Annotated in this window: 19 protein-coding genes; 9 read left to right on the top strand and 10 right to left on the bottom strand. The window is 65.1% G+C overall.

Annotated elements, in window-relative coordinates; translation table 11 throughout:
• Positions 1-177: 177 nt before the first annotated feature.
• Positions 178-462, top strand: a complete 285-nt coding sequence (locus MBTS_RS02750; protein WP_018044662.1) for a ribbon-helix-helix domain-containing protein — start codon at positions 178-180, stop codon at positions 460-462.
• Entirely contained in the window at positions 455-793 is a 339-nt protein-coding gene (locus MBTS_RS02755; protein WP_056145789.1) for a type II toxin-antitoxin system RelE/ParE family toxin, read from the top strand. Before MBTS_RS02750 ends, MBTS_RS02755 begins: the two co-directional genes overlap by 8 nt.
• 16 nt (positions 794-809) lie before the next feature.
• On the opposite strand, the gene uvrC is transcribed toward MBTS_RS02755, so the two are convergent.
• Both uvrC and MBTS_RS02765 read right to left on the bottom strand, forming a co-directional pair.
• On the bottom strand, positions 810-2,864 hold the full coding sequence (gene uvrC / locus MBTS_RS02760) for an excinuclease ABC subunit UvrC (RefSeq protein WP_056145791.1): 2,055 nt from the start codon (positions 2,862-2,864) through the stop codon (positions 810-812).
• Positions 2,865-2,945: 81 nt separating this feature from the next.
• On the bottom strand, positions 2,946-3,677 hold the full coding sequence (locus MBTS_RS02765; RefSeq protein ID WP_056145794.1) for a chemotaxis protein: 732 nt from the start codon (positions 3,675-3,677) through the stop codon (positions 2,946-2,948).
• Between the two features lie 333 nt (positions 3,678-4,010).
• Between MBTS_RS02765 and MBTS_RS02770 the strand changes: the two genes are divergently transcribed.
• Positions 4,011-4,781, top strand: a complete 771-nt coding sequence (locus tag MBTS_RS02770; RefSeq protein ID WP_147830078.1) for a L,D-transpeptidase — start codon at positions 4,011-4,013, stop codon at positions 4,779-4,781.
• Between the two features lie 94 nt (positions 4,782-4,875).
• Here the strand turns inward: MBTS_RS02770 and MBTS_RS02775 are convergent, their stop codons facing one another.
• The 3 genes from MBTS_RS02775 to pgeF all read right to left on the bottom strand — a co-directional run bounded on the left by MBTS_RS02775 (position 4,876) and on the right by pgeF (position 7,761).
• Positions 4,876-5,601: a DUF2076 domain-containing protein gene (locus MBTS_RS02775; protein ID WP_056429810.1), complete on the bottom strand. Its 726-nt coding sequence runs from the start codon at positions 5,599-5,601 to the stop codon at positions 4,876-4,878.
• A 272-nt stretch (positions 5,602-5,873) separates the two neighbouring features.
• Entirely contained in the window at positions 5,874-6,719 is an 846-nt protein-coding gene (locus MBTS_RS02780) for an outer membrane protein (RefSeq protein ID WP_056160366.1), read from the bottom strand.
• Between the two features lie 271 nt (positions 6,720-6,990).
• Complete coding sequence (gene pgeF, locus MBTS_RS02785; RefSeq protein WP_192215032.1) at positions 6,991-7,761, bottom strand: peptidoglycan editing factor PgeF; 771 nt, start codon at positions 7,759-7,761, stop codon at positions 6,991-6,993.
• Between the two features lie 274 nt (positions 7,762-8,035).
• On the opposite strand from pgeF, the gene MBTS_RS02790 reads away from it, so the two are divergent.
• From MBTS_RS02790 to MBTS_RS02815, 6 genes are all read left to right on the top strand, one after another.
• Positions 8,036-8,614: a hypothetical protein gene (locus tag MBTS_RS02790; protein WP_192215033.1), complete on the top strand. Its 579-nt coding sequence runs from the start codon at positions 8,036-8,038 to the stop codon at positions 8,612-8,614.
• Between the two features lie 475 nt (positions 8,615-9,089).
• Positions 9,090-10,199 carry an aromatic ring-hydroxylating oxygenase subunit alpha gene (locus MBTS_RS02795; protein WP_056145804.1) on the top strand — a complete coding sequence of 370 codons (1,110 nt, stop codon included), beginning with the start codon at positions 9,090-9,092 and terminating at the stop codon, positions 10,197-10,199.
• Positions 10,200-10,266: 67 nt separating this feature from the next.
• Positions 10,267-10,461 carry a hypothetical protein gene (locus MBTS_RS02800; RefSeq protein ID WP_192215038.1) on the top strand — a complete coding sequence of 65 codons (195 nt, stop codon included), beginning with the start codon at positions 10,267-10,269 and terminating at the stop codon, positions 10,459-10,461.
• An 82-nt stretch (positions 10,462-10,543) separates the two neighbouring features.
• On the top strand, positions 10,544-11,344 hold the full coding sequence (locus MBTS_RS02805; protein WP_192215034.1) for a DUF6602 domain-containing protein: 801 nt from the start codon (positions 10,544-10,546) through the stop codon (positions 11,342-11,344).
• 128 nt (positions 11,345-11,472) lie between these two features.
• Positions 11,473-12,540, top strand: coding sequence for an MBL fold metallo-hydrolase (locus MBTS_RS02810; RefSeq protein WP_192215035.1), 1,068 nt, complete (start codon positions 11,473-11,475; stop codon positions 12,538-12,540).
• A gap of 441 nt (positions 12,541-12,981) precedes the next feature.
• Complete coding sequence (locus tag MBTS_RS02815; protein WP_238253816.1) at positions 12,982-14,460, top strand: methyl-accepting chemotaxis protein; 1,479 nt, start codon at positions 12,982-12,984, stop codon at positions 14,458-14,460.
• Between the two features lie 19 nt (positions 14,461-14,479).
• Here MBTS_RS02815 and hslU read toward each other — a convergent pair whose 3' ends face one another.
• From hslU to hemF, 5 genes are all read right to left on the bottom strand, one after another.
• Positions 14,480-15,793: an ATP-dependent protease ATPase subunit HslU gene (hslU, locus tag MBTS_RS02820; RefSeq protein ID WP_192215037.1), complete on the bottom strand. Its 1,314-nt coding sequence runs from the start codon at positions 15,791-15,793 to the stop codon at positions 14,480-14,482.
• Between the two features lie 205 nt (positions 15,794-15,998).
• Positions 15,999-17,624 carry a methyl-accepting chemotaxis protein gene (locus MBTS_RS02825; protein ID WP_238253815.1) on the bottom strand — a complete coding sequence of 542 codons (1,626 nt, stop codon included), beginning with the start codon at positions 17,622-17,624 and terminating at the stop codon, positions 15,999-16,001.
• A gap of 131 nt (positions 17,625-17,755) precedes the next feature.
• Positions 17,756-18,292, bottom strand: a complete 537-nt coding sequence (gene hslV, locus MBTS_RS02830) for an ATP-dependent protease subunit HslV (protein WP_056158791.1) — start codon at positions 18,290-18,292, stop codon at positions 17,756-17,758.
• 111 nt (positions 18,293-18,403) lie between these two features.
• Positions 18,404-19,522, bottom strand: coding sequence for an ATP-dependent DNA helicase (locus tag MBTS_RS02835; protein WP_018042306.1), 1,119 nt, complete (start codon positions 19,520-19,522; stop codon positions 18,404-18,406).
• Positions 19,519-20,391, bottom strand: a complete 873-nt coding sequence (gene hemF, locus MBTS_RS02840) for an oxygen-dependent coproporphyrinogen oxidase (protein WP_147833038.1) — start codon at positions 20,389-20,391, stop codon at positions 19,519-19,521. Before hemF ends, MBTS_RS02835 begins: the two co-directional genes overlap by 4 nt.
• Positions 20,392-20,398 lie beyond the last annotated feature (7 nt).

The following is a 20,398-nucleotide window of genomic DNA, read 5'->3' on the forward strand; positions in this document are numbered from 1 at the left end:
GGAGGACAGTCATCGACGCGGTAAAACCATGGCCGGGGGGGAGGGGTCAACCGCGATGATGCAAACGGCCATACCGCTTTCATACCGCCTCTGTCGTCGCGCCGGGCGCATTGCGCTGCGAATGTGCCGGGTCCGATTCTATGCTACCGATGGGCGGATTGAGCAGGATGTCCGCGCATGCCGTCCGCAGACGAGATCAGCATTACCATGACGCCCGAGCTCCTTCGTGCGGTGCGTGAAAGCATCGAGGCGGGAGATTACACATCGACGAGCGAAGTCATGCGTGACGCGGTCCGTCTCTGGCAACGGCAACGGATGGAAGATGCCGGGCGTCTGAGCGAGATACGGTCTCGTGTTCGCCGGTCCCTCGATGACCCGCGGCCGGACCTGACGACGACGGACGCGGACCGGCACCTGGCTCGCCTGTTCGCCGACGAGGGGACCGAGACTTCCGGTGCGTAGACTCGCGGTCTACTTCCGGCCGGACGCGCTGGACGACCTTGCCGACATTTTCCGTTTTGTTCGCCAAGCGAGCGGAAACACGTCAGTCGCCGCGTCGTTCGTACGACGCATCAAGGCGCGATGTGATCGGATCGGAGATGCGCCCCGTGCCGGTCGACTCCGTGACGACCTCGCACCCGGCCTTCGCACGGTGCCGTTCGAGCGTTGCGCCGTGATCGCTTTTCTGGTCGAGGACGATAGCGTTCGTATCACCAACGTCTTCTATGGCGGGAGGGATTACGAGGCTCTGTATCGCCGGTCTGACGACGATTCGGATACCGACGCAACCTGACAGGCGGGCTTCGCGCTCACCCTCCGGCCTGGAAGTAATCATACACCGCCCGCGCCGTGGCCGCGTTGACGCCGGGTGTGGTCGCCAGATCCTCCAACGACGCGCGCTGGATCGCCTTCACCGTCCCGAAATGGTGGAGGAGGGCGCGCTTGCGGGTCGGGCCGATGCCGGCGATCTCGTCGAGGGGGTTCTTGATCATCTCCCGCTTGCGCTTGGCCCTGTGCGTGCCGATGGCGAAGCGATGGGCCTCGTCCCGCAGGCGCTGGACGAAGTAGAGGGTCGGATCGCGCGGCGGCAGCTTGAACGGAGCCTTTCCGGGCACGAAGAAGGTCTCGCGCCCCGCATCGCGGTCACGGCCCTTGGCGATGCCGACGAGGGCGACGTCGGTGACACCGAGCTGTTCCAGCGCGGTGCGTGCCGCTTCGAGCTGGCCCTTGCCGCCGTCGATGAGGACGAGATCGGGCCAAGCCGGCATGGTGTCGCCGTCCGGTTCGGGGACCGGCTCGGGAACGCCGCCTTCGCTGGCCGCCAAAGCCGCCTCGTTGGGCGTGCGCGGGTTCTCCTTGACGAGGCGCTTGAAGCGGCGCTGCAGCACCTCCTTCATCATCCCGAAATCGTCGCCCGGCGTCAGCTCCTCGGACTTGATGTTGAAGGTGCGGTAATGCGTCTTGGCAAAGCCCGAGGGGCCGGCGACGATCATGCCCCCCACCGCGTTCGTGCCCATGATGTGGGAATTGTCGTAGACCTCGATGCGGCGGGGTGGCGCGGGCAATCCGAACGATTGCCCGAGGGCCACCAGCAGCTTGCCCTGCGAGGCGGTGTCGGCGAGCCTGCGGGCCAGGGCCTCCTTGGCGTTGCGCTGGGCGTATTCCACCAGCGCCTTGCGCTCACCGCGCTGGGGCTGGTGGACTTCCACCCGGTTCTCGGCACGGCTCGACAGGGCGGCCGCCATCAGCTCCGCATCCTCGATGGCATGGGAGACGAGGACGATCCGGGGCGCCGGTTTGTCGTCGTAGAACTGGCTGATGAAGGAGGCGAGCACCTCGTCCGGCGTCATGGAGCGGTCGGCCTTCGGGAAATAGGCGCGGTTGCCCCAGTTCTGGAAGTTGCGGAAGAAGAAGACCTCGATGCAGAACTGGCCGGCCTGCTCGTCGAGGGCGAACACATCCGCCTCCTCGACGCCCTGCGTGTTGACCCCTTGCGTCCCCTGGATCGCCGAGAGGGCGGAGATGCGGTCGCGAAAGCGGGCGGCGCGCTCGAATTCGAGTTTCTCCGAGGCGTCCTGCATCTCCTCGCGCATGCGGTCCTTCACCGCGTTGGACTTGCCCGAGAGGAAGCCCTTCGCATTCTCGGCGAGCGCCTGATATTCCGGCAGGGCGATCTCACCGGTGCAGGGGCCGGCGCAGCGCTTGATCTGGTAGAGCAGGCAGGGCCGGGTGCGGTTCTCGTAATAGCTGTCGGTGCAGGTGCGCAGCAGGAAGGCGCGCTGGAGCGCGTTGACGGTGCGGTTCACCGCCCAGACGGTGGCGAAGGGGCCGTAATAGCTGCCCTTCCGCCGCCTCGCGCCGCGATGCTTGACGATCTGCGGCGCTTCCGAATCCGCCGTGACCAGGATGTAGGGGAACGACTTGTCGTCCCGCATCAGCACGTTGAAGCGGGGCTTCAGCTGCTTGATGAGGTTGGCCTCCAGCAGCAGCGCTTCGGTCTCGGTGGCGGTGGTGACGAATTCCATCGCCGCCGTCTGCGAGATCATCCGGGCGATGCGGTTGGAATGGGCCTGGCCCCTCGCATAGGAGCCGACCCGTGCCTTCAGGTTCTTGGCCTTGCCGACGTAGAGGACGTCGCCCTTCTCGTCGAACATCCGGTAGACGCCCGGTCCCGACGGCAGCGTGCTCCAGAACCGGCGGATGATCTCCGTGCCGGCCTTGACCGCGCCTTCCTCGAAATCGAAGTCGATCTCGGGGCCGTCGTCGATGCGTTCCGGGGTTTCGTCCGCATCCTCGCGTTCGTCGAACGAATCCGGCGGCAGGTCTTGCTGGGAAGACGGGTCTTTCGCGGGCTGACGGCTCATGCCCGAGACTTAAGCGCCGGGGATTCGAGAGGGAAGGGGCTCCCGATCCCATCTCCCCCCGAAGGCCGGCGCGTTCGCGTCTTAATCGAACAGCGCGTCGATATCGCCCTGGTCCACATGGCCCGGGTCGCTGTCGAGCTTGGGTCCGTTGAGGAGCGAGCTCTCGTCGTCGATGCTGGGGCCCTGGGGCACGACGCCGAGGATCTCGCTGAACGAATTGAGTCCGCCCCAGGCCTCGATCATGCGGTCCAGATGCTCCTCGATGAACTTGAGCACGCCCACGATCTTGTTGATGCGCTGGCCGGTGAGATCCTGGAAGTTGCAGGCCTCGTAGGCGACGATGACGCGCTCGAGGATCATGTCGACATTCTCGGCGCCCGCGGCATGGCGCATGGCCCGCAATGCGCTCGCATTGGTCTCGATCTCTTCCAGCGCGCCGAGGATCGTGCTCGTGGCGAGCTCGGTGGATTCCACCACCGCATCGAGTTCGCCGGCGACCCGCTTCATTCCCTTCCCGGTATTCTCGGAATGATAGAGCGTCGCGATTTCCTTCTTCGTCCGGGTGATGGCTTCCTTCATCACGTCGAGTTCGGAGCGCATGGCGAAGGCCTCGTTGAGCTCCTTCCGGCAGGCTTCGATCGTCTCGACCGTGCTGGTCTGCGTGACGCGGCGAAGCTCCTGGATCGCCGAGAGGATCTCGTCGAGCTTCACGTCGTCGGAGCCGGAACGCTCCTTGGCGTGCGCGACCTCCACGACGGGTCGCACGCTTGCCAAACCGAGGCTGTCTTCGATGCGGTAGCGCTTCATGTTCATCGGGGATGATCAGCCGGCAGGAGTAACTGGGTCGAATGGCGGGCACGCGTGGCTCGGGCGCCATCGTCCTGACGAACGACGCGGCTCCCGAGACGAGAAGCCTTCGAGCCACCATGCGACCAAGTGGTTGCCATTTCTTCAACAGACAAAAGGTCGTGTGCAGTTTTACGGACGATTCATGCTGTTCTTGAAAGCGACCAATGGAGCCGCAATGGACTGAACGATTCACCACGTTCCTTCACGCGATTCTCGTCCCGTCCGGCCAGCCTGGAGGGCAGGACGATGATGGCCCGGAGTAGTCGCGTGTTGAAGCGTATCGGTTTGTGCGTCGCCATGGCTTGCCTGGCGACGGCGGTGACGGGGGGATCCGCACGGGCTCAGAGTTCGGCTGGCCAGTACGGTGGCGGCTTCATCGAATTCCTGGTGACGGGCAATGGAACGCCGCCGCGCGCCAGGCGTCCCGGCCTCGCCGATGACGGGGTGCTCCCACGCCATCCGGCCGCACAGGGCTATGGCGGCGAGCCGATGCCGCGCGTGCTCTACTCGGGCGACCGTGTGCCCGACATCGATCCTTATCTCGCTCCCGCGCGCACGCGGCTCGCCGCCCTGCCGTCGCAGGCGACACCCGAGATGCAGGCCGCGGCGATCGAGCGGACGCCCGACCCGCGCTTTGCCCGGCAGGTCGTCCCCTTCGATGGGCGGCAGAAGCCCGGCGCCATCGTCATCGATACCCGGACGAAGTTTCTCTATCTGGTCCAGCCCGGCGGCCAGGCCATCCGCTACGGCATCGGTGTCGGTCGTCCGGGTTTCGCCTGGTCGGGAATGAAGACGATCAGCCAGAAGCGCGAATGGCCGGATTGGACGCCTCCGGCGGAGATGCTGCAGCGCCGCCCCGATCTGCCGCGCCACATGGCGGGCGGCCCGGCCAATCCGCTCGGCGCGCGGGCGCTCTATCTCGGCTCGTCCCTCTACCGCATTCACGGGACCAACGAACCGCACACGATCGGGCAATCCGTGTCGTCGGGCTGCATCCGGATGATGAACGAGGATGTCATCGACCTGTATGAACGCACGCCCGTGGGGACGCGGGTCGAAGTCCTTTAACCGACATCACATAAAAAGGCCCGGCGCGTGGGGACACGCACCGGGCCTTTCTCGTCAATGAACCATCACGCGCCGTGACGGGTACGGGTTGGGCTCACACCCAATCGTCGTCGCCGCCGCCGCCCAGGTCGCCGCCGAAATCACCGCCCGGATCGCTGTCGAACGACGCGTCCTGGAAGTCGTTGCCGCCACCGAGGGCCGAGCCGAGGTCTTCGTTACCGGCCGCGGCACCGGCCGAGGGAAGGCCTGCCGCCGCCGCGCTGCCGAGGGCCGAATGCCCGCCGGCAAAGGCATTGGACAGGGCGCTGCCGAGCAGCATGCCGCCGGCCGCACCCGCCGCCATCGGAAGCGCCGTCGCCATGAAGCCGCCGCCGCGCGCGGGAGCCGCCTGCTGGCCGGCCCAGGGGCCGCCCTGCTGCGGTCCGCCGTAACCGGGCTGCTGGCCGTAACCCGGCTGCTGCCCATAGCCGGGCTGCTGACCGTATCCCTGCTGCGGCCCACCCTGACCGCCCCAAGGCTGGCCGGACGGACGCTGGGGTTCCGGCTGGCGCGAGCCACCGCCGAAAATGCTCGAGAGGAAGCCGCCACCGCCGCCCTGGGGCTGCTGGGCCGCCTGACGAGCCTGTTCGAGCTGCTCGTTCAGGCTCTTGATCGCCTCTTCCTGGACATAGATCAGCTGCGCCATCGCATAGGGCGCATAGGGCTGAGCGCGGAGCTTGTCCGCGATGAAGCGCTCGGCATCGGCGTCGCGGGGCTGGCTCGCGGCCTGCTCCAGACGCTGGAAAATGCCGCCGATGACCTCGCGTTCTTCGCTGTTCATGGGGTCGTCCTCCTGAGAGAAGCCTGCGGGCCAATGCCGCCCCGGCGCCTCCGAGATGGGGTGGCGCCTCAGGCTTTGTCAGGGGGTCAACGCGAACTTCGCCGTTGCGGATGCACGGGGAAGCCGCTTCCCTCCATGAAAATTCCGACAGGAAACAGGGCGGACAGGGTCAAGTCCCTGTCGAGCAACGAAAAAGAGCCCGACCTCGCGGTCGGGCTCCTTTCTGGGAACGGAGGTCACCACCCGGAGGAGGCGACTAAATCCGCTAAGGCCTAGTACGAGCCGAACTTGTAGTTCAGGCCGGCGCGGACGACGGCGAACTCGGACTCGCGAGCAGCAACCGAGGGGCTGATGGTCAGGAGGCCATTGGGGGCGGCAGCCGCGTTGAACACCGAGCGACCGCCACGGTTGTTCCTGTCGTTCTCGAGGTTCACGTACAGACCTTCGACCTTCAGGGTCACGGCCGACGACTTAAAGAAGTTGAAGAACGAGTCGGTGGGGAGAGCGTACTCGATACCACCGCCGGCGGTGTAGCCGGTGCGGAAGTCGTCGCCGCCCGTTGCGCCGTCGCCGTAGGCGAAGCCGCCGGTGCCGTACACGAGAGTGCGGTCGAAGGCGTAACCGATACGGCCGCGGACGGTGCCGAAGAAGTTCATCTCGTTGCCCGGGATACGGACCGAGGTGGGGCTGACGAGAGCGCCGGCGACGGGGCTGACGGTGCCGGCCACGGTGCGGCTCTTGTTGCCGAAGTCGGTGTACTGGGCGTCAGCTTCGATACCGACGACCACGCCCGAACCCGGGGTGAACTGGTAGTTGTAGCCGACCTGGCCACCGCCGACGAAGCCTTCGAGATCGTTGCCGCCGTTGGTCGAGACGACCACCGGGGTGCGGGTGAAGGAGTTCAGCACCGAACCACCCGGCAGGGCGTAGCGGTCGTTGTTGCTTCCGGCGTCGAAGCCGTAACCGGCGTTGATACCGAAGTAGGCGCCCGTCCAGGTGAACACCGGCACCGGCACGAAGACCGGGGGAGCGGCGCGACGCGGAAGGTCGGCGGCGAAAGCGGAACCGGCGATGACGATGCCGGCAAGGGCGGTGGTGCCGCGAAGGAAGGATTTCATGGTCTGGTCCTCTACTCGTTAGCGCGGCCGCCTTTTTGGGAGCGGTCCTGCGCAATTCCCCGTCTATAGCTCAGCATCCCTCAGGAAGCTGTTGCATCGCAACCACGCCGCGTGTGTCGAACACGGCCCCTTTGTGGCAGCGACCACCTCAGCAGAGGCAACGCATAGCCAGAACACTGCCGAACGGCCAAGGTTCACTTACGGCCACGCTTTTTCACTACCTTGGCGAATGACAGATTGTCGCAGACCCTGGCCGCCACCGTCTCGCCTGTCAGGCGGCAAGAACGATCGCTGAAATCAGTCGGCCGTAATCGGCCTCTCCCCCGTGGGTCGTGCGCCGATAGCTATAGAAGCGTTCGGGATCGGCGTAGGTGCAAAGGCCCAGTGTCGATGCCTTCTCGATGCCGGCTTCCCGCAGGCGACGGGCGATGAAGCCGGGCAGGTCGAACTGGGCGTGCCCCTCGCGCTGGCCCGGCGCGAAGTGGGCGTCCGAACCCGGAACCTCTTCGGCGAAGCGGGTGCGGAAATCGTCCCCGACCTCGTAGGCGGCTTGCGAGATCGTCGGGCCGAGCACGGCGATAATGTCGCCCCGCGCCGAGCCGAGACGCTCCATCGCCTCCACCGTTGCGGCGATCACACCGGACAAGGCGCCCTTCCATCCCGCATGGGCGGCGCCGACGACGCGGCCCACGGTATCGGCGAACAGGATCGGACCGCAATCGGCGGTGGCGATGCCCAGAGCGAGGTTCGGCACGCGCGTGACCATGGCGTCGGCACGCGGGCGGTCGGCAAGGGCCATGGGGCCGTCGATGATGGCGACCTCGGCGGAGTGGACTTGATACAGGCTCACGAGATGACTCGGCGCGACGCCGAGATGCCCGGCCATGCGGCTCCGGTTTTCCGCCACGAGGGCGGGCTCGTCCTGCGAGCCGAGGCCTCCGTTGAGACTGGCATAGAGACCGTGGGAGACGCCGCCGGCACGGGTGAAGAAGGCGTGCCTGATGCCGGGCTGTCCCACGAGGCTGGGCGCTTCGATATACATGTGCCGTGTCCGTCCTTTGGCGATTGCGCGCCGAGCTATAGCATCGGCCCGGTCCGCTGGGTGGTCGCGCCCCCTCGACGAAAGCCGATGCCGGCCGTGGCTCGGACTCTCTTATGTCTGCATGATACGGCGGTCGAAGTGACCCTTCGGCAGGGAGGAACACCCGCCACGCGGCGCGCCCGTTTCCGCAAATCGGGACGAGGAAATTTTCTTAACCTTTACGGTTTGTTAAGCATGCTTTGATCGAATGCGTCTGCACACGAGGACGCGAGCGATGTCGGAACCAGCCCGTCACTACCAGGCACAGGATTTAAACGGACGTCCGACGCCCGGACCGCTGCGCGATTGGCTGGCGGCCATGAAGGCGGCGACCACCTCCGCCGAGCAGGCCCCCGCCGCCGACAAGGTCGCGGCGTTCGAAAGACCGGCCGCGCCGGAGAAGGCCGAGCCGCAGGCCTCGTCCTGGTCGCCCCGGGTGGTGTCGCCGCCCGCGCGGACCGAGGCTCCCGAGGCCAGCGAGGACGGCGACGTCTCGGAACTGATGGCCGAGAACCTGATGCTCAAGGCCAAGCTCAAGGTCGAGAGCGACCGCTACGACCAACTCCAGGGGATCCTCGCCCAGGAACTGCGCCGCCTGCGGTCGCATGTGGAGAAGGAGATGGCCGAGCTCCACGACCTGCGCGCCGAGCGTGACCGCCTCGCCGAACTCCAGACCCTCTTCGTCGAGAAGCTGGAAGAGGCTCGCGCGCGCTCCGAGAGCGATGCCGAGGAACTGGCCCAGGCCTGTGCCGATCGCGACCTCTGGATGGCTCGGGCCGAGGCACTGGCCCAGCCCCTGTTCCAGAAGCGCTGAACCACTCACTGACCGAGACCCCAACGACGAAGGGCCGCCCCATGAGGGCGGCCCTTCCATTGCCGAACCGCTTGTCCGTTCGGCCGAACCCGGTGAGGGGTCCTCTAACGCGCTAGGCGTGCGCGCCGGAGGCGACGTTCCAGGTCCGGTAAGCCGAGGTAAGCGGCTGATTTAGGCAATGAGACACTGGATCACCTCCTTTCGTTCGTTGCGAGAACCCCAAGCTAGTCACGGATTCGCGGCTTGAAAAGCCCCGATGCGGCAGGCGCGGCGCCTCGCCGCTGGGGAGCTCCCGACCGCCCGCGCGCTACGCGAAGGCGTCAACGCCAGGCGTTCATCGGCCGGCCCTTTACACTTGTGGCCACCGCCGTCGCCGAGGCGTAAGACGAGGCGCCCTCCGCCACGTATCGTCCCGCGCCCGACCGGCCGGGGCATCGCCGGAGACGCGTTCGCCTCAGGACAATCGCGGCCCATCATGCTCTCATCCCCGCCGCCCCAGGCGAAGGCCGATACGGCAAAGAACCCGGCGACCGACGAAGCGGCCCTCGACCCGGACGCCATGCGCCAGCCCCTGCCCGACGCGTTCTACTGCGTCGGCCGCGCCGACACGCTGAAACCCGGCAGCCTGCGTGCGGTCGAACTCAATGGCGAGCAGATCGTCCTCGGCCGCGACAAGGCCGGAGCCGCCTTCGCCATGCGCGACCGCTGCCCGCACCGGGGCATGGCCCTGTCGAAGGGACGCTTCGATGGCGACGCCGTGACCTGTCCCTTCCATGGTTGGCGCTTCGGCACCGACGGGCGCTGCCGCGACGTGCCCACCCTGTCCTCGGCGGATGCGGCGGATTTCACCCGGATCACGGTCCAGCGCTTTCCTATCCGCGAGAGCGCCGGCTTCGTCTGGGTGAACCCCTATCTCGGGCCGCCGGGCGGCGACCTGCCGCCCCTGCCGGAACTCGGGTTCGAGGCGGCGGGCTCCCTGGTGGTCGAACTCGTGGTGGAGGCCTCCTTCGACCTCACCACATTGAGCCTCGTCGACCCCGGCCACGTCGCCTTCGTCCACGATTCCTGGTGGTTCCGCCCGTCGAAAGAGCTTCGGGAGAAGGTGAAGACCTTCACGCCGACGCCGCACGGCTTCACCATGTCCAGCCATGCCACGACGACCAGTTCGCCGGTCTACAAACTGCTCGGCGGCGTGCCGGAGGTGGAGATCGAATTCCGCCTGCCCGGCGTGCGGCTGGAGCGGATCGAGGCCGGGCCGAAGCGCGTGGCGAACTACACCTTCGCAACGCCGCTCACCCACAACCGTACCATGCTGACGAACGCGCTCTACTGGAACATGCCGGTCCTCAACCTGCTGAAGCCCCTGGCGCGCCCGCTGATGCGGCAGTTCCTGACCCAGGACCAGCAGGTGCTCCAGCACGCCCAGGCCGGTCTCGACCGCAAGCCGACCATGGTGCTGTTCGGCCAAAGCGATCTGCCGTCGCAATGGTATTTTCGCCTCAAGCGCGAAGCGCTCCAGGCGGCGCGTGAGGCGCGGTCCTTCCGCAATCCGCTGGTGCAGCAGGAATTGCGCTGGCGGTCCTGAAACTTTTCGGCTCTCCGCCCCGTAGCTCGTCCTTTCAGACCGATGCTTTCGGGAAGGAGCGAGACCGTTGCCTCATTTCGTCGTTCGCCGCAGTCGCATGGGGCGATTCAACTTCACGCTCATCGGTGCGCATGGGCGGATCACCGGCGTCGTCGCCGTTCCGACCGAGAACAAGACCCGCGAGGAAGTCGAGGTCGAAGCCCATCGGAAGATCCGCGCGCTCGCCGGAGAGCTGGTGGCCGTGATGCCGAAGGAAAAATAAGAAATTTGCAAGTTTTATTTCTAGCATAATATAAAAATTTTATGCACAATAGAATTTTCTATACTAAGTAAAGGTAGTTATAATGTCAGATTATACTGATAATCTCTTGCGGTTAAGCGAGTCCTTATTGGCTCAATATAAAACGATATTCAAACATCTTGGTAACCGAGGCGATTCGCGGGAAAATGCCGTCAAAGAGTACCTTGAAAGGATATTTCCTTTTGCTTTCGGATTCTCCAAGGGGGAAATGTTTGATTGCAGGGGGCGTAATTCCGGAGAAGTTGATATCATAATCTATGACAGAATATACTCTCCTCTATTCTACGATGGATCAAATAAAATACTATGCCCTACCGAGTCATCGTACGGAACCATCGAGTGCAAATCTACATTAACAAAAAAGGAATTAAATAATTGTATTACAAAAGCTGATCGTTATGCAGATTTAGAGCGACCGCAAGCCCAGGATAATGAATTTTATGTAACCCCACATCAAAAGCTGACGGCACGTGGAGGCATGCGGCTGCTATCCTCGGGGAATGCACCAAGCTTTGGAATATTTGCCTTTAAAAATACTGTAGCAATTCCTACTATCCTTAATTTAATGGAAAACAATATAAACATACACTATATTGTGGTTCCAGAGAAATTTATATTCATCAGAGACGGCGGGACTAATTTGGAAGGCAACGTAATAAAAAACGTGATTATTGAGAGCGCAGAGTCCATAGCCATTTGGGTAATACTACTACAAATGCGACTAACTGCAACCCGGTTGATAAGCGTCGATCAAAGATCGCTGCTAAATTCATTGACAAGCAAATCCAAATATTGGCACTTGCAGATTGATACCGATAATAATGCTTTGGATAAAAAATCATAACCTGCAGATTTACTTCTTGATCAAATAAAAATCTACTGTTTGTTAATAGTTTATAATGTAGCAGTGAGCATCTCTCGCAAATTTTGCGTTCGCCTTGAAGACGGTTGAACAATCGCCATCTCGGAACGATGAAACGGCAAAGCCTTCTCGCGACCCTCTCCGCGCTCACCGTCATGACGCTCGGCGGCGTCGGCTACGCGGCGCATCGGCGCAGCAAGGGCCGTAACCCGTATTACAGCGGCCCGGTGACCGATCATTTCGACGGGCTGCAGTTCCACGGCGTCGATCAGCCGGCGGACAAGGTGCTTGGAGACATCCTGCGCTGGAAGCGGGAGCGGGCCGGGGTCGCTTGGCCGGCTTCGTTTCCGAGCCCCTTCGACGATACGCCGCCGGAACGGGTGGAAGGCTTACGCGTGTCGTTCATCGGCCATGCGAGCTACCTGTTCCAGGTCGGCCGCCGCAACATCCTCGTCGACCCGGTCTACGCCCAGCGCGCGAGCCCCCTCTCCGTGGCGGGTCCGAAACGGGTCAATCCGCCGGGCATCGCCTTCGATGCGCTTCCGCCCATCGACGTCGTGCTGATCACCCACAACCATTACGACCATCTCGACGGGCCGACAGTGGCCCGGCTCTGGCAACGGCATCAGCCGCTGATCGTGGCGCCGCTGGGCAACGACAGCATCCTGCGGTCCTTCGACGATACGATGCATGTGGAGACATGCGACTGGGGCCAGTCCGTCGATCTCGGCGGCGGGCTCACGTTACACATGACCCCCGCCAATCACTGGTCGGCCAGGGGCCTCAACGACAAGCGCATGGCGTTGTGGTGCTCCTACGTCCTGACCAGCCCGTCCGGCGTCGTCTATCATTCGGGGGATACCGGTCTCGCCGATGGCGCGATCTTCCGCGACGCCCGCGACCGCTTCGGTCCCCCGCGCCTCGCCACCCTGCCGATCGGGGCCTACGAGCCGCGCTGGTTCATGAAGGGCCAGCACATGAACCCGGCCGACGCCGTCGTGGCGGCCGGACTGCTCGGGGCGGACCAGATGCTCGGCCACCATTGGGGCACGTTCCGCCTCACCGACGAGGGGATCAAGGAACCGGTGGAGGCGCTGGCGGCGGCATGCGCGGTGGGCGGAATTCCGCCGGAGCGGTTCGTCGCCCTGCGTCCCGGACAGGTCTGGGAAACCCGGTGAGACGAATAGCGGTTCAGCGCCCGGCAGTCCCATAGGGGCGACTGTTGGCATCGCAACTCATATCCTCATCCGCCGCGGACTGAGTAGATAGTAGAAATATAATTATAGATAGAAAAACAGACTCCTTTGTCAAATCAAGAGAGGACATTAATCGGACGATAAATTTATCGTGCTTCAATACATGCCTCGATAGTATTTCCATCCCCGGATTGCGGCATGATGTTATATCTCAAATCGTTGACCGCGAAAGTCATCCTCCTCACGGTGGCGATGATCATTCTGGTATCCGCAGCACTTCTCGTGGCCACCAGCTGGGAGATCGACCATCAACTCAAGGAAAAGCAGGCTGCGGATGGGAACCGCCATCTGCGGACGCTGAGTTTGGTGTTCAGAGATACGGTCCCCGGGACGGAGATCGGGTTCGATGGGGATCGGGTAACCTTGGCCAGATCGCCGGACCTCGGCGCATTGGGCGATCAATCCATCGTCGACCGCACCGTCGACTATGTCGGGGGAACCGCCACGGTTTTCGCCTACGACCCCGCGGGCGACCGTTTCGTGCGGCGCGTCACGACGGTGAAGAAAGAGGATGGCGAGCGGGCCGTGGGCACCGCCCTCGCCAACGATCACCCCGCACAGGCGCTGATCCGCAGCGGAAAGGTCTATTTCGGGCCCGCGACCCTGTTCGGCCGCCGGTACCTCACCGTTTATCAACCGACGCAGGATGCGAAGGGTCGGATCAACGGCATCCTGTTCGTAGGCGTGCCCCTCGAAGCCTACGACGTGGTTCAAGCTCAGACCATCTCGACGGTGCGATGGACGATTCTATCGGTGGCGCTCCTGGCCTGTCTCGTCCTGGGCTTTGCCGCGTTCCGCATGTTTCGACCCATTCGCGTGGTCGCGGAGCGGACCTCCCGTCTCGTTTCAGGGAATCTCGAGGATGCGATCCCCTATCGCGACGCACGAGACGAAGTCGGTGCCGTGGCCCGTGCCCTCGAAGCTTTGCGCGAAACCAGCCTGAAGGCGCGTGAACTGGAAGCCGACCGGATGGCGAGTGCCAAGGACATTCAGGACCGCCGGGCGTTCATCGATGCCGAGATCGCCCTTTTCCGGGCGCAGGTCGCAAAATCCGTCCGCTTGGTCGGCGCGCAGACGGGCGAGCTTCGGACCCGCGCCGCCGCCATGTCGGACGCGTCTTCGGATGCCACCCGTGCGGTGGAAGGCGCCTCGGCAGGATCGCGAGAGGCTTCCTCCAACGTGCAGACCGTCGCAAGCGCCGCCGAGGAACTCTCGGCTTCGATCGTGGAGATCGGCGCCCGCCTCGATGTCGCCAAGACCGAGATCGACGCAGCCTTTGGCGAAGCGTCCGCCACAAACCAGCAGATGGCGCAACTCGCCGACACCGCGCAGCGCATCGGCACCATCGTGGGCCTCATTCGGGCCATCGCGGAACAGACCAATCTGCTCGCCCTGAACGCCACGATCGAGGCCGCGCGGGCCGGCGAGTCCGGCCGTGGGTTCGCCGTCGTGGCGGCGGAGGTGAAAGCACTGGCGAGCCAGACCGCGAAGGCGACGGACGAGATCGCCGGTCAGGTCGCATCCGTCCAGACTTCGACGGATCAGGCCGCTCATGCCATCGGCCGTGTGACGGATCGCATGGGTGCGATCAGCGTGATGGCCACCGAGCTCGCGACAGCCGTCGCTGCACAAGGGGAGGCGACCGGCGAGATCTCACGCAATGCCGGGAACACCGCCGCCACCTCGGTGGAGATCGCACGCGATCTCGCCACCGTCACGGGTGCCGCCCGTAGCACGGCCACGATGGCCGAAGGTGTCCAGGGCAGCGCCGCCCAGGTGGAAAACGTCGCAGCCGACCTCGAAGCCGAGATCGGACGTTTTCTCAGGGCCGTCGCGGCCTAAAACCTTGCCGGGGCGTGGACTACAGGATGAACCGGCTGAGATCCGCGTTCGCGGCGAGGCTCTCCACCCGTTCGCGGACATAGGCGGCGTCGATCGCGACGGTCTCTCCCGACCGGTCGGTGGCGGTGAAGGAGATGTCGTCGATCACCCGCTCCAGCACGGTCTGGAGCCGGCGCGCGCCGATATTCTCCACCGAATTGTTCACCTCGACGGCGACCCGCGCGAGCGCGTCCACGGCATCGTCGGTGAAATCGAGGGTCACGCCTTCCGTCGCCATCAGCGCCACGGTCTGTTTCAGCAGGCTCGCCTCGGTGCTGGTGAGGATCTGCTTGAAATCCTCCACGGTGAGGGGCTGCAACTCGACCCGGATCGGCAGGCGGCCCTGCAGTTCCGGCAGGAGATCGGACGGCTTCGAGACGTGAAAGGCGCCGCTGGCGATGAACAGGATGTGGTCGGTCTTCACCGGACCGTGCTTCGTCGCCACCGTGGTTCCCTCGATCAGCGGCAGCAGATCGCGTTGCACGCCCTCGCGGGACACGTCGGCCGATGAGCGGCCTTCCTTGGCGCAGATCTTGTCGATCTCGTCGAGGAAGACGATGCCGTTGTTCTCCACCTCGCGGATCGCCTCCTGCGTCAGCGATTCCGTATCCACCAGCTTGTCGGATTCCTCGGCGAGGAGGGGGGCGTAGGCCTCGCGCACCGTCATCCGCTTCGGCTTGCCCTTCTGGCCGCCGAGCGCCTTGCCGAGCATGTCGCCGAGATTGACCGCTCCCATGGACGCGCCAGGCATCCCCGGGATCTCGAACATCGGCAGGCCGGAGGGCGATCCGCCCGACAGCTCGATCTCGACTTCCTTGTCGTCGAGTTCGCTGGTTCTCAGCTTCTTGCGGAAACTGTCGCGGGTGGCCTGGCCCGATGTCGGCCCGACCAGGGCATCGAGAATGCGCGATTCCGCCGCCGCCTCGGCCTTCGCCTGGACCGAGCGGCGCTTTTCCTCGCGCTTGAGGCCGATGCCGACCTCCACGAGATCGCGCACGATCTGCTCCACGTCGCGGCCGACATAGCCGACCTCCGTGAACTTCGTCGCCTCGATCTTGAGGAACGGCGCGCCGGCGAGCTTGGCCAGCCGGCGGGCGATCTCGGTCTTGCCGCAGCCCGTGGGGCCGATCATGAGAATGTTCTTGGGCGCCACCTCCTCCCGCAGGGGACCGACGAGCTGCTGCCGGCGCCAGCGGTTGCGCAGGGCGATGGCGACCGCGCGCTTGGCATCGTGCTGGCCGACGATGAACCGATCGAGCTCGGAGACGATTTCGCGGGGGGAGAAGGTTGTCATCACGCTCCGGTCGGATGCGGCAGCCGCGCTGCCCGAGAAGAGGGGAAGGCGCGCTTTCGATCCGCACGGATGCGCCACCCGCAGGAACGCTGATCGGGCGAGCCGAAGGCGGAACCATCTGGGCGGGTCGGCATGGGATCGAGATCGTGCACGGCCTCGATCTAAGCGTCGACGGCCTTCCTTTCCAGATGCATCGGGACGGCGTTCAGGCGGCCCGGATGCCGCCGACGAAGCCATCGACCTCGTGTCCGAGGCTGAGGGACTGGCGCGTCAGATGCTCGGCGGCGGCCAGCACCTGTGATGCGCCGGCCCCGGTCTGAACCGCCGCGACCTGAACATCCGCGATGGTTTCGGTGACGGCCTGGGTCCCGCGCGCGGCATCGTTGACGCCGCGGGCGATCTCCTGCGTCGCCACCTGTTGCTGTTCCACCGCCGCCGCGACGCCCATCGCGATGGTATGGACGCTGCCGATGGTGGAGCCGATCTCTTCGATGGCGCTCACCGTATCGCGGGTGGCCTCTTGGATCGTCGCGATCTGCGCGGTGATCTCGTCCGTCGCCTTCGCGGTCTGGGCGGCGAGCCCCTTTACCTCGGCCGCGACCACCGCGAAGCCGCGACCGGCCTCGCCGGCGCGGGCCGCCTCGATGGTGGCGTTGAGGGCGAGCAGGTTGGTCTGGCTAGCGATGCTGGAGATCAGGGCGACCACGTCGCCGATGCGGGACGCGCTGTCGGCGAGGACCCGGACACGCTCCGTAGTCCGGCGCGCGCTATCCACCGCGCCGGCGGCGGCGGCGGATGTCTGGGACACCTGCGCGCCGATCTCGTTGGCGGTGGCGGCGAGTTCCTCGGTGGCCGCCGCGACGGCCTGAACGTTCATGGCCGTCTCGTTGGCCGCGTTCATCACCGCCGTGGATTGCCGGTTCGTCTGGTCGGCATTGGCCGCCATGGAGCGGGCGGTGAGCTCCATCTCGGCGGCCGAGCCGGCCAGGGTCTCGACGAGGTTTCCGACGCTGCCCTGGAAGCGATCCGCGAGTTCGTTTCTCTCGCCGCGGCGACGCTGGGATGCGATTCCGGCGGCCTGGTCCTGGCTGGCGCGGAGGTCCGCCGCCTCTTTCATCGTCGCCGAGAAGACCTGCATGCTGGTCCAGATCTCGCCGATCTCGTCGCGCCGGGGTTTCATCGCCGGCAAGGCCAAGTCCCCTTCGGACAGCCGGCGGATCGCCTGCGAGACGCCGGCCAGGGGACGGGCGATCTCGCGATTTCCCACGAAACCGCCGATCAGCAGGCCACCGAGGGTGCCGCCCACGGCCAGGAACAGCAGAAGCTGGAAACGCTCCGCATAAAGGGAGTCGGTCGATCGATCGATCGCCTCGACCTCCGCGGCGGCGGTGCCGACGAGTTTGTCGATGCTGTCTTGGAAGGCCTGGCGGTTGGCCCGATTGGCCTCGTTGAAGCCCTGATCGGCCGCGGCCTTCGGCGAAACTTCGGTGCCGAGCCGCCCCAACTCGTTGCGCAGGATCGTGAAGCTCGCGGCATCGGCCAGAATCTTGTCGAACGCCGCACGTTCGCTCGCCGGCACGCGCGGGGCCCAGCTTTTGAGCAAGGCATTCATGGCGTCGAGGTTCTTCTTAAGGCGGACTTCGTATTTCTTGGCGTCCTGAGTGTCCTTGGCAGCATAGATGCCGCGAGACTCGACGACGACACTGGTCACGATCTGGTTGAGGTTGGCCGCGTCGAGCGCCCGCTGGGACGCGAGTTTCGCATCCGTCAGGGCGGTGTTGAACGTTTGAAGCGACAGGATGCTGATCGTGGCAACGACGAGCGTCACCATCGAGCAGATCCCTACGAAAGCGAGAAGTTTTGCCCTGATGCGCATTGCCGTCGACCAGATCTGAAGGAAGTCAGGTCTCAGCGCTAGGGGAATATCGACAAGGTTGAGTTAATCCGGCCATCAATCCGGCATTAAGATGCAGAAATTTCGAGCTGCTCGATGACGAGATTGCCGTTCGTGTAGACGCAGATTTCCGCCGCGATGCCCAGTGCCTTACGGACGATCGCCTCCGCGTCGTGCTCACCATCCTCGAGTGCGCGGGCAGCGGCCAAGGCGTAATTCCCCCCCGATCCGATCGCCATGACGCCGCCTTCCGGCTCGAGCACGTCACCGGCGCCGGAGAGAAGCAGGCTGACATCCTTGTCCGCCACCAACATCATCGCCTCGAGGCGGCGCAGGTAGCGGTCGGTGCGCCAATCCTTGGTGAGCTCGACGCAGGCGCGGGTGAGCTGCCCCGGATACTGATCGAGCTTGGCTTCAAGCCGCTCGAACAGGGTGAAGGCATCGGCCGTCGCCCCGGCGAATCCGCCGATGACGGCGCCCTTGGCGAGGCGGCGCACCTTGCGGGCGTTGCCCTTCACGATGGTCTGGCCGAGGCTCACCTGCCCGTCGCCGCCGATGACCACCTTGCCGCCCTTGCGGACCATCAGGATCGTGGTGGCGTGCATTTGCGGCGGGCCGGATCGGTCGTGGGACAAGGCGTCTCTCCAAAGATTGTCTGGCGCTCAGGTGGGTGGCGGGTCGCCCGGATGCCACTCCTTTCGCAAGCAGACGCGGGGCTACACCACCACGGTGATGGCGCGGGCGGCGCGGGTCAGCCCGGTATAGAGCCAGCGCGCCCGGTGCTCGCGGAAGGCGAAGGACTCGTCGAACAGAACGACATTGTCCCATTGCGAGCCCTGCGCCTTATGGACGGTCAGAGCGTAGCCGTAGGTGAACTCGTCGGTCTCGCGTTTGAGGAAGGCCGGGATCTCCTCCTCGGAGCCCGACATCACCGCCCGCAGCACCTTGATGTCGATGGGCCGCCGCCGCAGGGCCGGGTCGTCGTCGGGCACGACATCGAGGCGGACCGTATCGGCGCGGGGCGCCGCTCGCAGGGCATGGACCGTCCAGGTCGAACCGTTGAGCAGGCCCTTCGTCCGGTCGTTGCGGAGGCAGACCAGCTTCTCGCCCACCGCCGGCATCGGGTCGGTGTGGCCCGCGAGTTCCCGCAGGCGGTTGTTGTAGAGCCGCCGCGTCTTGTTCATGCCGACGAGGACCTGGTCACATTCCAGCACGCTCGACGGATCGAGGGAGCGGCGTGAGACGACGCGGCTCTCGCCATACTCGCCGATGCTGAGCCGGCCGCCCTCACGGATCGTCATCGCCATGCGCACGATCGGGTCGTCGGCGGCCTGCCGGTGGACATCGGTCAACATCACGTCGGGCTCGGCCTCGGTGAAGAAGCCGCCGCCGCGCACCGGCGGCAATTGGGCGGGGTCGCCGAGAACGAGGACCGGCTTGTCGAAGGAGAGCAGGTCGTTGCCGAGATCCGAATCGACCATGGAGCACTCGTCGATGACGACGAGCTCCGCCTTCGAGACCGGCCCGGTGCGGTTGAGGGTGAAGGCCGGTCCTCCCTCCTCGGTCTCCTTGCTGCGATAGATCAGGCTGTGGATCGTCGCGGCATCGTGGCAGCCCTTCGACCGCATCACCGAGGCGGCCTTGCCCGTGAAGGCGCCGAAGACGACGGTGCCCTCCACATCGTCGGCGATGCGGCGCGCCAGGGTGGTCTTGCCGGTGCCGGCATAGCCGAACAGGCGGAACACCTGCGGGCCACCGGCCTTGCGCCATTCGGCAATGGCTTTCAGCGCCGCATCCTGCTGCGGCGCGTAGCGGGTCGGTAGGTCGTCGCTCACGGCCAGCGCACGGTGGGCGGCAGCGAGGACAGGATCGAGGCGACGTTGCCCCCGGTCTTCAGGCCGAAGATGGTGCCCCGGTCGTAAAGCAGGTTGAACTCGACGTAGCGCCCGCGCCGCACCTGCTGCTCGAGCCGGTCGGCTTCGGTCCAGGCGCTCGCGAGATTCGCGCGCACGATGGCCGGATAGGCGTCGAGGAAGGCGAGGCCGACATCCTTGGTGAAGGCCAGATCGGCCTTCGGATCGCCGGTCCAGTGATAATCGTAGAAGATGCCGCCGATGCCGCGGGGCTCATTGCGGTGCTTGAGGAAGAAGTATTCCTCGCACCACGCCTTGTAGCGGTCGTAATCGGCGGCCGGCGCATGGGCGTCGCAGGCCGCCTTCATCGCCGCATGGAATCGCAGCGTGTCGGGATCGTCCTGGGTCCGGCGCCGGTCGAGGACGGGGGTCAGGTCGGCCCCGCCGCCGAACCACGTCTTCGTCGTGGAGACGAAGCGGGTGTTCATGTGCACGGTCGGCACGTTCGGATTCCAGGGATGGACGATAAGCGAGATGCCCGTGGCGTAGAATCGCGGGTCCTCCGCCGCGCCCGGCATCTGCGCACGGAACTCCGGGGCGAACTCGCCGAAGACCTGTGAGACGTGGACACCGGCTTTCTCGAACACGCGGCCATGCAGCATCGCCATGGTGCCGCCGCCGCCGGGCGTGCCGCTATGGTCGGTGCGCTTCCAGGGGGTCTTCACGAAGCGTCCGGCCTCGGCCGGGGCATCGGGATGGAACGGCCCTTGGGCCTCCGCCTCGATCGCCTCCAGTTCCGCCACGATCCGGTCGCGGAGGCTCGCGAACCAGGTGGTGACCTCATCCTTCAGGAGGGCG

It is taken from the genome of Methylobacterium bullatum (assembly GCF_014845095.1).
In the GTDB taxonomy this organism is placed as follows: domain Bacteria; phylum Pseudomonadota; class Alphaproteobacteria; order Rhizobiales; family Beijerinckiaceae; genus Methylobacterium; species Methylobacterium bullatum.